This window comes from Nocardia sp. NPDC050793 (assembly GCF_040654065.1).
In the GTDB taxonomy this organism is placed as follows: Bacteria; Actinomycetota; Actinomycetes; order Mycobacteriales; family Mycobacteriaceae; genus Nocardia.
Window position 1 is genome coordinate 404,857 of the sequence record NZ_JBFAHG010000005.1, and the last position, 13,505, is coordinate 418,361.

Annotated in this window: 12 protein-coding genes; 9 read left to right on the forward strand and 3 right to left on the reverse strand. The window is 70.0% G+C overall.

Annotated elements, in window-relative coordinates; translation table 11 throughout:
* The first annotated feature begins 91 nt into the window (after positions 1-91).
* From AB0H50_RS19950 to AB0H50_RS19965, 4 genes are all read left to right on the forward strand, one after another.
* Complete coding sequence (locus tag AB0H50_RS19950) at positions 92-1,453, forward strand: glutamine synthetase family protein (protein ID WP_357454473.1); 1,362 nt, start codon at positions 92-94, stop codon at positions 1,451-1,453.
* Positions 1,453-2,553: an amidohydrolase family protein gene (locus AB0H50_RS19955; RefSeq protein ID WP_357454476.1), complete on the forward strand. Its 1,101-nt coding sequence runs from the start codon at positions 1,453-1,455 to the stop codon at positions 2,551-2,553. The genes AB0H50_RS19950 and AB0H50_RS19955 overlap by 1 nt, the downstream gene beginning before the upstream one ends.
* Before the next feature lie 301 nt (positions 2,554-2,854).
* The gene (locus AB0H50_RS19960) at positions 2,855-4,078 is read left to right on the forward strand and encodes an RtcB family protein (protein WP_357454479.1); all 1,224 of its coding nucleotides are present in this window, start codon (positions 2,855-2,857) and stop codon (positions 4,076-4,078) included.
* Positions 4,079-4,205: 127 nt separating this feature from the next.
* Positions 4,206-5,624, forward strand: a complete 1,419-nt coding sequence (locus AB0H50_RS19965) for a lipase family protein (RefSeq protein ID WP_357454482.1) — start codon at positions 4,206-4,208, stop codon at positions 5,622-5,624.
* Between the two features lie 69 nt (positions 5,625-5,693).
* Here AB0H50_RS19965 and AB0H50_RS19970 read toward each other — a convergent pair whose 3' ends face one another.
* Entirely contained in the window at positions 5,694-6,176 is a 483-nt protein-coding gene (locus AB0H50_RS19970) for a hypothetical protein (RefSeq protein WP_357454485.1), read from the reverse strand.
* A 181-nt stretch (positions 6,177-6,357) separates the two neighbouring features.
* Between AB0H50_RS19970 and AB0H50_RS19975 the strand changes: the two genes are divergently transcribed.
* Entirely contained in the window at positions 6,358-8,490 is a 2,133-nt protein-coding gene (locus AB0H50_RS19975) for a RecQ family ATP-dependent DNA helicase (protein ID WP_357454488.1), read from the forward strand.
* A gap of 128 nt (positions 8,491-8,618) precedes the next feature.
* Here the strand turns inward: AB0H50_RS19975 and AB0H50_RS19980 are convergent, their stop codons facing one another.
* Positions 8,619-8,927, reverse strand: a complete 309-nt coding sequence (locus AB0H50_RS19980) for a hypothetical protein (protein ID WP_357454491.1) — start codon at positions 8,925-8,927, stop codon at positions 8,619-8,621.
* Entirely contained in the window at positions 8,924-9,175 is a 252-nt protein-coding gene (locus AB0H50_RS19985) for a DUF6364 family protein (protein ID WP_357454494.1), read from the reverse strand. The genes AB0H50_RS19980 and AB0H50_RS19985 overlap by 4 nt, the downstream gene beginning before the upstream one ends.
* A 106-nt stretch (positions 9,176-9,281) precedes the next feature.
* Between AB0H50_RS19985 and ligD the strand changes: the two genes are divergently transcribed.
* The 4 genes from ligD (at position 9,282) to AB0H50_RS20005 (ending at position 13,504) form a co-directional block, all read left to right on the forward strand.
* Positions 9,282-10,241 (forward strand): non-homologous end-joining DNA ligase, encoded by a 960-nt coding sequence (ligD, locus tag AB0H50_RS19990; RefSeq protein ID WP_357454497.1) that lies wholly within the window; start codon positions 9,282-9,284, stop codon positions 10,239-10,241.
* Positions 10,242-10,403: 162 nt separating this feature from the next.
* Positions 10,404-11,354 carry a D-isomer specific 2-hydroxyacid dehydrogenase family protein gene (locus AB0H50_RS19995; RefSeq protein ID WP_357454500.1) on the forward strand — a complete coding sequence of 317 codons (951 nt, stop codon included), beginning with the start codon at positions 10,404-10,406 and terminating at the stop codon, positions 11,352-11,354.
* Between the two features lie 262 nt (positions 11,355-11,616).
* A complete protein-coding gene (locus AB0H50_RS20000) occupies positions 11,617-12,603 on the forward strand; it encodes an alpha/beta hydrolase (RefSeq protein WP_357454503.1) in 987 nt (328 codons plus the stop codon).
* A 1-nt stretch (position 12,604) separates the two neighbouring features.
* On the forward strand, positions 12,605-13,504 hold the full coding sequence (locus AB0H50_RS20005) for an SDR family NAD(P)-dependent oxidoreductase (protein WP_357454506.1): 900 nt from the start codon (positions 12,605-12,607) through the stop codon (positions 13,502-13,504).
* Position 13,505 lies beyond the last annotated feature (1 nt).

A 13,505-nucleotide genomic window follows, 5' to 3' on the forward strand; every position in this document is an offset into this window, starting at 1 on the left:
CGCGGAACCGCGCGGGCAGCCTCGTCGGACCCCGGCGCGTCCACCCGTGTTGTCCCGCGACCGCGCTGTACAGCGCCTATCGTTGGGATTCATGCCCACCATGCCCGAGCGCATTCCGGCCGACGGTGACGCGGCGGCGCCGATCGATCGCGTCGACGCCGAGATGATCGCGCTGTCCTTCGTCGACAACGCGGGCATCACGCGGGTCAAGACGGTCCCTGCCGCGCGTTTGGCGCATGCCGCGCGGTTCGGTGTCGGCGTCTCGCCGTGTTTCGAGACCTTCGGTTTCGACGATCTGATGACGGTGGGCCGCTATCTCGGCGGACCCGACGGGGACCTGCGGCTCGTGCCCGATCTCGGCGCGCTCACCGAACTCGCCGGTCAGCACGGATGGGCGTGGGCGCCCGCCGACAAGTACACCCAGGACGGCACACGATTCGCGGCCTGTCAGCGCGGTTTCGCGGCGCGACAGGTCGAGGCGGCGCGGCGAGCGGGATTGCGGCTGTCGATGGCCTTCGAGACCGAATGGGCACTGGGCCGAGCCGAGGACCCGATCGGCTTCACCCCCGCCGTCCACGGCCCCGCCTACGGCATCATCCGGCTCGGCCAAGTGGCGGAGTACGCCCGCGAATTGGTGAGCCTGTTGATTCGGCAAGGGCTCAGGGTCGAACAGTTCCACCCGGAATACACGGCGTCGCAGCTGGAGATCTCCATCGCGCCCAGCGATCCGGTCGCCGCGGCCGACGCGGCGGTGCTGCTGCGGCACACCATCCGGGAGCTGAGCGGGAAGTACGGCTGGCGCGCGACGTTCGCGCCCTGCCTGGTACCCGGCGGCACCGGTTCCGGTGCGCACCTGCATCTTTCGGCGCACGACGAGAGCGGTTCGCTGTTCGCCGACGGACCGGGCCCCTACGGCATGAAGGAGGCGGGCGCGGCGTTCCTCGCCGGCGTGCTGCGGGAACTGCCCGCGCTGGTCGCGGTCGGCGCCGGGAATCCGGCCAGCTTCCTACGGCTGCAACCCTCCCGATGGGCGGGGATCTGGCAGTGCTGGGGACGCGAAACACGCGAAGCGGCATTGCGTTTCGTCACGGGTGTGCAGGGGACCGAGCGCTGGGCAGCCAATGCCGAGGTCAAATGCTTCGACGGGACGGGCAATCCGTATCTCATCGTCGGGTCCGTGATCGCCGCCGGGCTCGCGGGCATCGCGGAGGGACTGGCCCTGCCCAAGGAAATCACCGGTGACCCCGCGACTTTCGCACGCCGGTACCAGGTGCGCAGGCTCCCGGCCGATGCCGCGGAGGCGGCCGCGCATCTCGCCGCGTCCACCGTGCTCGCCGACGCCATGGGGCCCGAACTGCACGACGCGCTGGTCACCGTGCGGCGGGCCGAGGCCGAACGCTACCGCGCCGCCAGACCCGAAGAACTCGTCGCGTTCACGCTCTGGCGGTTCTGATGACGCTCACCGGCGACGTCACCCTCACCGATCACCACTGCCACGGCGTCACGGCGGCCGACCTCGACCGTCCCGGCTTCGAGGCGCTGCTCGGCGAGGGCAGGCGCGGTTCGTTCGACTCGGCCCTCGGGCTAGCCGTCCGGCGCTGGTGCGCCCCGGTCCTCGACCTGCCGCCGCACACCGGAGCGGACGCGTACCTGGCGCGCCGCGCCGATCTCGGCTGGCGCGACGTGAGCGCGCGACTGCTCGGCGCGGCGGGCACGGCCCGCTGGCTGGTCGACACCGGCCTGCCCGACGGGCTCACCGGCCTGACCGAGTTCGGTGAACTGGCCGGTGGGGAGATCGGCGAGATCGTGCGGCTCGAACAGGTCGCCGAAGAGGTCGTCGCCGAGGTGGGCGGCACCGCGAAGGCCTTCGACCGCATCGAGGCCGCGGTGCGCGAACGGGCCGCGGGCGCGGCAGGCCTCAAGACGGTCGTGGCCTACCGGACCGGCCTGGACTTCCCGCTGACCGATACGCCGCCGCCGACACTCGCGCCCGAACACCGGCTCAGCGATCCGGCCACGCTCGGCTGGCTCGTCGGACTCGGCGCGCGGGTCGGCGCGGAACTCGGCCTGCCGCTACAGATCCACACCGGCTTCGGCGACCCCGACCTGCGCCTCCAGCACGCGGACCCGCTGCTGCTCACCGACTTCCTGCGCGCGACCGCGCACACCGGACTCACGGTCGTGCTGTTGCACTGCTGGCCGTTCCACCGCAACGCCGCCTACCTCGCGCACGTCTTCGAGCACGTCCGGATGGACCTCGGACTCGCCATTCCGCACGTCGGCCGCGGCGCTCGCACGCTGCTCGCCGAAGCACTCGAACTCGCGCCGTTCCACTCGGTGCTCTACTCCTCCGACGGCTACGGCCTCCCCGAACTGCACTACCTCGGCGCCGTGCTGTGGCGCGACGCCCTCGGCGGGCTGCTCGACGAATGGCTGGCCGACGACGTCATCACCACCGCCGACGCCGAGAGCCTCGTCTCCGCCCTCGCCCACGGCAACGCCATGAGGGACTATCCGTTCTCCGGCACCTCCGGGAAGCCCCAGCCGCGGTAGAGCGCGATCGCCGCGACACGGAAACCTCGGTGCGCTCGATCATGCGGACATTCTGGACTTTCTGATTCGGCAGCAGCCGCATGATGGCCTGATTGTTCGCGGACCCGGGGCGACGCTGATGCCCGAGTCGAGCGTCGAATCGGCGACAACGACTCGCATCGAGGCGGCCACGGCGGAACGCGCCGGTCAGGCGGCGCCGTGCGGTGCGACGAGCCGCGGTGACGGGGCGTTTTAATCGAGTGCGCAGCGGTCAACCAGTCTTTACCGTGGAATCATCAAGAGAAAGAAAGAAGGTAGACCGATGTTTCCCGTCGAGCTGCGCGGTACCAGGGCGCAGACGCTGATGTGGGCCAATGAGCACGATATCGAGCCTGCCGCGCTGCGGCAGCTGCGAAACATCGCGCAACTCGAGTGGGTGCACGGGGTGCGCGTGATGCCGGACGTGCACCTTGGCAAAGGGGCGACGGTCGGGTCGGTCATCGCGATGAAGAACGCGGTGGCGCCCGCGGCCGTCGGTGTGGACATCGGGTGCGGTATGGAGAGCGTCCGGACGAATCTGACGGCCGCCGACCTGCCCGACAACCTGCATTCGCTGCGGTCTCGGATCGAGGCCGCCGTGCCGGTGGGTTTCCACGCGCACGACGACCCGGTGAACGTCGGCAAGATCGGCGCCGAGGCCTCGGCATTCGGGGTGGGTACCGCCACCTTGCGCTCGGGCTGGGATCGGTTCTGGGGTTCGTTCACCACGCTGGACAAGGGCGTTCGCGCGCGAGAGTCCAAGGCGCACAAGCAATTGGGCACCTTGGGCTCGGGCAATCACTTCATCGAGATCTGCCTGGACCAAGACGACACGGTGTGGATCCTGCTGCATTCCGGTAGCCGCAATATCGGCAAGGAACTCGCCGAGCGGCATATGACGGTCGCCCGTTCGCTGCCGCACAACGTGGACCTGCCGGACCGGGATCTGGCCGTATTTCTCTCCGGCACACCGGAAATGGACGCTTACCGGCACGACCTGACCTGGGCGCAGGAATACGCGGCGCGCAACCGCGCGGTGATGCTCGCCCTGGTCTGCCGTGCGGTGCGCGACGAATTCGCCGGTCGCGAGGTGCGTTTCGAAACGCCGATCTCCTGCCACCACAACTATGTGGCGGAGGAGATCATCGACGGCATACCGATGCTCGTCACCCGCAAGGGCGCCGTCCGCGCGGGCGAGGGCGATCTGGCGCTGATCCCGGGCTCGATGGGTACGCGCTCGTATGTCGTGCGAGGCAAGGGAAACCCGGACTCGTTCCAGTCCGCCGCGCACGGCGCGGGACGGCGCATGAGCCGCAACGCCGCCAAGCGGCAGTTCACCGTCGCCGACCTGATCGCCCAGACCGAGGGCGTCGAGTCCCGCAAGGACGCAGGCGTGGTGGACGAGATCCCCGCCGCCTACAAGGACATCGACGAAGTCATCGCCGCCCAGCGCGATTTGGTCGACGTGGTGGCGACGCTACGCCAGGTCCTCTGCGTCAAGGGCTGAGCTCCGCCCCGGCCGGACCCTCACGGTCCGGCCGGGTCCGCGCGGCCCAGCCGGTGCGTCGGCGCGGCGAAGGTGTTCGTCGCGCGATAACGCGAACAGGAATTAGAACGCGTTCTATAGTCTGCACATGTGGACAGCGTCGAGCGGGCAGCCGGGTGCGGGGCGGGCCAACCCTGGGCGGGCGTGGCGGAGGCGGATGGCGGCGCTCGTCCTCACCGTCTCCACGACGTGTGCGGCTTTGGTCGGGCTGGGCACCCCTGCGGCGGCGATTCCGAACACCACCGATACGTTCTATCTGCCTCCGGTCGGTTACGAGTCGACTGAGCCGGGCACTGTTCTGCGGTCGCGGCCGATCACTCCTGCCGCGCTCCAGCTGATTCCCATGCGGGTCCGCGCCTGGCAGTTGCTTTATCGGACAACCGATTCGAACGGCGATCCGTATGCCGCGGTGACCACGATCCTGATGGCGGATCACGGCAGGCCCGCGACCGCGATCCTGTCCTACGACAGCATGATCGACGCCATCGCGCCGAATTGCATGCCCTCGCAGGTTCTGCGGACCGGCGCGCCATGGTTCGAGTTCGGGGGTAGCGGCGGGCCGATCACGCTGTCGACGACAGCCAGCGAAACAGCGATGATCGCGGCGGGACTGGCCCAGGGGTGGGTAGTCTCGGTGCCGGACCTCGGTGGTGTCGAGAACCGCTTCCTGACGCCGCGGGAACCGGGATACGTTGCGCTCGACGGTGTTCGAGCCGCGGAGAACTTTTCCCCACTGGGTCCGATCGGAGCGGATACGCCCGCGCTGTTCTGGGGGTACTCCGGTGGCGGAATCGCCACGACGTGGGCCGCTCAGGTTCAGCCGAGCTATGCACCCGAATTGAACGTGGCCGGTATGGCGATCGGTGCGCCAGTTCCAGATTTCGCCGCCGCGATCTTGAACGGAAATGGTTCTCCAGTAGCTGGTTTGGTCGCGGTCGGCGTGGCAGCGTTGCAACAGGACTCCCCCGAATTCGCGGCGCTGCTCGATCGCATCGTCACCGAGGAAGGCCAGCGGCTGCTCGCGGCAGCGGCGGCGAGCTGCACACCGCAGAACCTGGTCAGCTTCGCGTTCCGTGACTTCGACAGCCTCTTGACCGAGCCATTGCAGCAGGTCATGAGCGCACCGCTCACCCAGCGCGTGCTCGCGGAACGAGCACTGGGCGACACCGCCCCCACCGCGCCGCTGTATGTCTACAACGCCGTCGACGACGAATTGAGCACCATCGCGTCCGCCGATCAGTTCGTCGACCAGTATTGCGCCGCAGGGACTTCCGTGACCTATCGGCGCGATGTCATCGCCAGCGTGGTCTCCGCGCACACTTTCGAATGGGGCCTCGGCGCGCCCGCCGCATTCGCCTGGCTGAAGGATCGAGCCGCCGAGGCGGGCCTCCCGCCGACCGGTTGCGATATCCAGACAGTGTCGACCCCGACCACACCGGCGGCGCTGGGCACCCTCGGACCGGACTACACCGGCGGACTGCTGGCCGCGATCCTCGGGCATTGGTAAACCGCGTCGTACCCGAACTGTGCGCCACCTCGAGCGCGACGGTCTGGTGCGGCGCACGGTGCCGCCAATTCAGCGGCGGCGCAATGTGCCCGCGATTCCCGCGCCCACCAGCAGCACCCCGGCGAGGAAGATGCTGCCGTTGATCACCCAGGCGTGCACCGCAAGTCGCGTCTCGGCGGACATCAGCGGGAGGTTGTCGATCAAACGGAAAGTGTCGTCCGGGAACAGGAAGTAGACGATGCCGGGGAACACGCCCCACACCAGACCGGCCAGGATCGTTCCCACGGGCGAGTAGGCCGCGAGGGCGGCGACCAAGAGCAGAAGTGCTGCGCCGCCGATGATTTGGAAGGTCGAGCCGAGGCGGTCGGCGGTGTCGCCGAGGATCACCCACTGTCTGGTGTCGGCAGCGCCGTGCGCGGCCAGCGCGATCCCGATCGGCGTCACCACCAATCCTGTCAGCACCGCGACGAGCGTGCGTCCTGCGTTCCCGCTCGTGCGGAACTGCGCGCCGGGCGGGGTCCAGTTCGGGGGCGGCTGATACTGGTACGACATCGTTCGCCTCCTGCGCTCCCACCATCGCTGTTCATCGTCACCCCGGTTCTCGCGCGACCACGGGGTACCACGATGATCCCGCGAAGCCGCCGGATCGGTGGCGGATCGGGACTTCGCGGGAATCTGCTCGGCGTGTCCACGCGGGGGCGGGCGGCGGAAGGTGTCGGTGGGGTGAGGCACCATGGAGCGCGTGACCACGGCCGAGGAGAGTTTCGCGATCGACGGCACCGCTTCCGACCTGCGGGAGCGGGCCGAATGGCTGCTGCGCGAGCTGGCAGGGGCGGGCGCGCGGCTACGGGAGGATCAGTGGACCGCGATCGAGGCGCTGGTGGTGCGGCGGCAGCGCGCCCTGGTCGTGCAGCGCACGGGGTGGGGCAAGTCGGCCGTCTATTTCATCGCGGCGAAGCTGCTGCGCGCCGAGGGGCGGGGCCCGACGGTGATCGTGTCGCCGCTGCTGGCGCTCATGCGCAACCAGGTGGCGGCGGCCGAGCGCGCGGGTGTGGTCGCGGCGACCATCAACTCGGGCAATGTCACCGAGTGGGACGAGATCCACCAGCGAGTCGCGGGCGGCGAGATCGATGTGCTGCTGGTCAGCCCGGAGCGGCTGAACAATCCGGACTTCCGTGATCAGGTGCTGCCGAAGCTGGCCGCCGACGCGGGCCTCGTGGTCATCGACGAAGCGCACTGCGTCTCCGACTGGGGCCACGATTTCCGGCCCGACTACCGCCGCATCCGCACCCTGATCGCCGATCTGGGCTCGGACGTGCCGGTCCTCGCCACCACCGCGACCGCCAACGACCGCGTGGTCACCGACGTCGCGACGCAGATCGGCACCGACACCCTGGTGCTGCGCGGCACGCTCGACCGGGAGTCGCTGCACATGTCGGTGGTGCGCTTGGACGACGCGGTCGAACGCACGGCCTGGCTGAGCGGCCACCTGCATCGGCTGCCCGGTTCCGGCATCGTCTACACGCTGACCGTTGCCGCCGCCCACGACCTGGCCGACGTGCTGAACTCGCACGGCCACACTGTGGCGGCCTACACCGGGCAGACCGATCCGGCCGAACGCGAGGCGCTGGAATCGGCGCTGCTGCGCAACGAGGTCAAGGCGCTCATCGCGACCTCCGCGCTCGGCATGGGCTTCGACAAACCCGATCTCGGTTTCGTCGTGCACGTCGGGGCGCCCTCCTCACCCATCGCCTACTACCAGCAGGTGGGCCGCGCCGGTCGCGGCACCGAGCGCGCCGAGGTGGTGCTGCTGCCCGGCCCGGAGGACACCCGGATCTGGAGCTACTTCGCCTCGGTCGCCTTCCCACGCGAGCACATCGTGCGCACCGTGCTGGACGCCCTGGATATGGACCGTCCGCTGTCCACCGCGGCGCTCGAGCCGCTGGTCGAGCTGAACCGTTCCCGGCTGGAGATGGTGCTCAAGGTGCTGGACGTGGACGGCGCGGTGCGCCGGGTCCGCGGCGGCTGGATCAGCACCGGCGAACCGTGGGTCTACGACACCGAACGCTACGAACGCCTGGCCTCGGCCCGCGAGGTCGAGCAGCAGGCGATGCTGGACTACCAGTCGACCACCGGCTGCCGGATGAACTTCCTGCGCCGCCAGCTCGACGACCCCGGCCTGCCCGCGCTGGACGCACACGCACCCGGCTGCGGCCGCTGCGACAACTGCACCGGTGCACGGCCCGACGCCACGGTCGACGCCGGCGCCGTCGCGGCCACCCGCGCCCGCCTCGATCGCCCCGGCCTCGACCTCGCGCCGCGCAAACAGTGGCCGACCGGCATGGCCAAGCTCGGAATCCCGTTGTCCGGCAAGATCGCCGATGGCGCGGAGACCGGCCGCGTGCTCGGCAGGCTCACCGATCTCGGTTGGGGCCAACGCCTGCGCGCCCTGCTGGACGCACCCGACGACCCCGTCCCCGACGTCGTCTTCGACGCCTGCATCGCGGTCCTGCGCGAATGGGATTGGTCCACCCGCCCCACCTCGGTCCTGGCCCTCGCGTCCGAGCGCCATGCCGTGCTGACCGCCACTCTCGCCGCCCGCCTCGCGGAGGTCGGCCGACTCCGCGACCTGGGCACCCTCGCGACCCGCCCCGGCCACCCACCGGTCTCCGCAGCCAACTCCGCGCACCGCGTCGCGGGGCTCCACGACTCCTGGGATGTCCCCGACCTCTCCGGTCTCGACGGCCCGGTTCTCCTGGTCGACGCCCGCACCGACACCGGCTGGACCCTCACGCTCGCCGCCCACGCCCTCCGCCGCGCGGGCGCACCCGCCGTCCTTCCCTTCGCGCTGGCCTCGGTCACCTGACCGCACGCAGGCTCATGGCGTGCGCGATGGCGCTCCGTGCCGGTAACCGGCGCTGCCCCGAGCGCTGACAGCGACACACCCTCGGCGACCAGACCAACTGGCACGTGCTTTGCCGCACTTCCGCAGATCTACAAACTCAACGTCGCCCGCAGACTCGCGTCCAGCGACTCGCTCTCCGCTGCGGTCAACTTCCCCAGCTTCTCGGTGAGCCAAGGGCGGTAGGCCCGGTGCAGTTCCAGTGCGTCCGCCCAGCCGTGTTCGGTGTACACCCCGAGCACGTGGCCGGGATCGCTGACCACCACCGGGACGACGTGCAACCAGCGATACGGCGAGGTGATGACGGCCGGATCGGAGACCAGCACCACCGTGCTGCGCCGGGGGAAGGGGGTGCCGTCGCTGAGAGTCGGTGCGTAGCCCCAGATTTCGCCGCGCCTCATGCGGCACCGCGGGAGCGGCGGCGCGCGTCGGCGGCGGCGGACTCGGTGAGGTCGAGTTCGTCTTGGGCGGCGGACAAGTCGGCGGCGTCGTCGACGGTGAGGCTGGTGAGACTGTCGTGCACCAGCGCGGAACGCAGCGACGCGTTGATCAGCGACGAAAGGCTGCGGTTCTGACGCTCGGCGGCCTGCTTGGCCCATTCGGCGACCTGCGGATCCAGCGTCACCGTGATGCGCGTCGCCTTGCTCATACCTTCATGCATACCAGAACGGTGCATCGCGCGGAACCACGATCGGACGCCGCGGGGCCCGCGTTTTCGACGGACGTCGTCCGATCTGGACCGTTAAGCTCGGACCGTGGCGAGCAAGTCCTCATCGGCCGTCGAGCTGGACGTCGGTGACCGCACGGTGCGCATCTCCAACCCGGATCGGGTGTACTTCCCCGAGACCGGCGCGACCAAGCTCGATCTCGTGCAGTACTACCTGAGCGTCGGCGACGGCATCGTCAACGCTCTGCGCGACCGTCCCTGCATGCTGCACCGCTTCCCCAAGGGCCTGTCCGGCGACAAGGTGCATCAGAAGCGCCTGCCGCAGGGCGCGCCGGAGTGGATTCCGACAGTGCGGGTCTTCTTTCCGCGCTACGGCAGGCACGCCGACGAGCTGTGCGTGCGGGAACTGGCCGACGTGATCTGGGCGGTGCAGATGTCCACCGTCGAGTTCCACCCATGGAACTCCCGCCGCGCCGACACCGAACGTCCCGACGAGTGGCGCATCGACCTCGACCCGATGCCGGACTGCCCGTGGTCGCGAGTGCAGCGCGTGGCGGGCGTTGTGCACGAGGTGCTCGACGAACTCGGCGCCGTAGGCTGGCCGAAGACCTCGGGCGGCAACGGATTGCACGTGTACGTGCGAATCGCGCCGGAGCAGGGTTTCGCCGACGTGCGAAGGGCCGCGCTGGCATTCGCGCACGAGGTGGAGCGCCGCGCCCCCGACGACGTCACCACCACCTGGTGGCGGCGCGACCGCGACCCGAAACTGCTGTTCGTCGACTACAACCAGAACGCACGCGACCACACCATCGCCGCGGCTTATTCGGTGCGCGGCGTGCCGGAGGCGACCGTCTCCACGCCGGTCCGCTGGGACGAGATCCCCGACATCGATCCGCGCGACTTCACCATGAAGACGGTGCCGCCGCGCTACGCCGAGGTCGGCGACCTGCACGCCGGAATCGATGACGCCGTCTTCGCCATCGATGAGCTGCTGGAGTGGGCCGACCGGGATCGTCTCGAGACGGATCCGCCGGAGGAGGATTCCTAGTCCCGCGTGGTGCTACCGTCGCGGTGGCGAGCAGTCGGTCCGAGCACGGGCCGTCGGTGCCGGGCGAAGGAGGTCCGCGATCATGATCGAGCGTCAGCGAGTGATCCAGTGGCTCAGCGCGTCCTCGCGCGCGACCGAGCCGAGCGTCGGCGAGGCGCGGTCGTGAACGAGACGGCAGTACCGATCGCCATCGGACCCACCCAACCCGCGCCGACGCTGCTGGAGAAGGCGGTCGCCGAGGGCGGCGCGACGCTGAGCGACCTCGCCGAGGCGAGGGCGTTGATCTGGGCGGGCGGGCCCGGCGAGTTTCCCGAGCGGCTGCCCGACTCCATCGAGTGGGTGCAGCTGCCCGCGGCCGGCGTCGAGGACTGGTTCACCGGAGGTCTGATCGCCCGTCATCCGAACGTCCGGTTCACCTCCGCCGCAGGCGCTTTCGCCGCCAGCGTGGCCGAGCACGCGCTGATGATGCTGCTCGCCGGGGTGCGCTACCTGCCCGAACACCTGCGCGCGGGCAGCTGGCGCCAGCAGGACTTCTTCCCGCACGTCGGCTCCCTGCGCGGTAAAACCGTCACCATCGTGGGCGCGGGCGGCATCGGCCGCGCACTGATCCCGATGCTGGTCCCGCTGGGCGCGCACATCATCGCGGTGAACCGGTCCGGGCGACCGGTCACCGGCCCCGGAATTCCGCCGACGGTCGAGACGATCTCGGCGGCGCAGGTGTCCAAGGTGTGGCCGCGCACCGACCACGTGGTGGTGGCCGCGCCCGCGACCGCCGACACCCAGCACTTGATCAGCGCCGAGGTGCTGGCCCGGCTCAAGCCCTCCTCGTGGGTGATCAACGTGGCCCGCGGCAGCCTGGTCGACACGGACGCGCTGGTGGCGGCGCTCGCCTCCGGCGCGATCGGCGGCGCCGGACTCGACGTCACCGACCCGGAGCCGCTTCCGGACGGACACCCGCTCTGGGTGTTGCCGAATGCCATTGTGACGCCGCATGATTCGAATCCGCCGCAGTTGCGGTTCGCCGCCTTCGCCGACCACGTCGAGGCGAACGTCGTCCGCTTCGTCACGGGGCGCGAACTGCTCGCGCCGATCGATCCCGCGCGCGGCTACTGACCGCCGCGCGGACCCGACGACCAGACCCTCCCCACACAGGCATACGAACACTCAGCCGACACCGCCTGCACGGAGCTCGCAAGGCGCCGAACAGGCTCTGCTGCCGAATACCCGCAGCGGCGCGCTTCGCAAGTTCGGCGAACCGCACACGTTCGGCGGGTCTACCACAGCTGCGCCGACACCCGTCCGCGATGACGTCGTAACGGGAGCGGCACCTATCTGCCATTGACAAATGGCACATTCACAGATGATCCTTGAATCCATGACAAGGTCAACGAGGACCTCGGTCCCCGGCGTTCCCGCCGCGCCCTCCCTGCGCGCCGGACTTGCCGCCGCGGCCGCCGAGTACGGATTGCGGCCGCTGAACTGCGCCATTCCCCTGAACACGCCGGGCATCTGGTTCGCGCGCAACCTGATCGCCGCGATCACGGCGGCCGCCGGACCGCCCCCGTCCGGCACCATCGTCGACCCGGTCCGCGCGGACGCTGTACGCGGCGAATGGGTGCGAGCCCCGGGCGTCGAATTCAGTGGGCGCGCGATCTACTACGTCCACGGCAGCGGGTACGTCCTCTGCTCGGCCCGCACCCACCGCGGGCTCGCCGCCCGGCTCTCCCGCGAGACCGGTCTCCCGGTCTTCCTCATCGACTACCGTCTGGCGCCCGAGCACCGCTTCCCCGCCGCGGCCGACGACGTGGCGGCGGGCTACCGATGGCTGCTCCAGCGCGGCTACCAGGCGAAAGACCTTGCCATCGCTTGTGATTCGGCGGGTGGGCACCTCGCCCTCGATCTGCTGGTGCAGAACGGGACCCGCGCGCTGCCGCCACCGGCCGCCGTGACGATGTTCTCGCCGCTGCTCGACCTCACCCTGAGCCTCGCCGCCGAACAGGAACGACGCAAACGCGATCCGGTCATCTCGGCGCGCGCCGCGGCGCGGCTGCCCCGCCAGTACACCCGCGGCCATCCCGCCGACGCGCCACGGCTGAGGCTCACCGTGCCCGCGGGCATCGAACTGCCGCCGATCCTGGTCCAAGCCGGTGGCGCCGAGATGCTCAGCGCGGACCCGCGGCGGCTGCGCGAACTGGTACGCGCCGCGGGCGGCGTCTGCGAGCTGGAGATCTGGCCTGGTCAGGTGCACGTCTTCCAGGCGCTGCCCCGGCTGGTTCCGGAGGCCGACCTCGCGCTGCGCCGGGCCGCGCAATTCCTCGGCGCGGCATGGGCCGCGCGCACCGATGTGGAACGGGTGAGTTGAGATGTTGGAAAGACTTGTCCCACTGAGCTTTCGATCGCGCCGCAGCCACGGGGCGCGGGCCGTGGTGACCGGCGCCGGCAGCGGCATCGGCCGCGCCTTCGCTATCGAGCTCGCCGCTCGCGGCGGTCGGGTCGTCTGCGCCGATATCGACCAGGCGCGCGCCGAGGAGACCGTCGCGATCATCGAGCGCACCCATCCCGGCGCCGCGCACGCCTTCCGCTGCGATGTGTCCCAGCGCGCGGATGTGGAGGTGCTCGCCCGCTTCGCCGAGTCGGTCTTCGACGAGCCGGTCTCGCTGGTGATCAACAACGCGGGCGTCGGCATCGGCGGAAAACCCGTGGGCGCCATCGGTTTCGCCGACTGGGAGTGGGCGCTGGGCATCAACCTGTGGGGCGTGGTGCACGGCTGCGAGATCTTCACCCCGATGCTGCGGGAGGCGGGCCGCGGCGGCATCGTCAATGTCGCCTCGGCGGCCGCCTTCGCGGCCGCGCCCTCGATGGCCGTGTACAACACATCCAAGGCCGCGGTGCTTTCGCTGTCGGAGACCATGGCCGCCGAGCTGAGCGGCAGCGGGGTCGCGGTCACGGTGCTGTGCCCGACCTTCGTCAAGACCAACGTGGCCAGGGACGGTCGCATCACCACCCAATCCATGCGACTGGCCGAAACCCTCATGCGCTGGACCGGTTTCACCCCGGAACACGTCGCCCGCGTCACGCTCGACGCCAACGACCGCGGCAGCCTCTACGTGCTGCCGCAGCTCGACGCGCAGCTGATCTGGCGCCTCAAGCGCTACTTCCCCGCGCCGTACACCTTCGCCCTCGGCCTGCTGGAACGACTGCTGCCGCAGGACGATTCGACCGCTCCGGACCGCCACGCGGTCACCGACAAGACGGGAGTCTGAC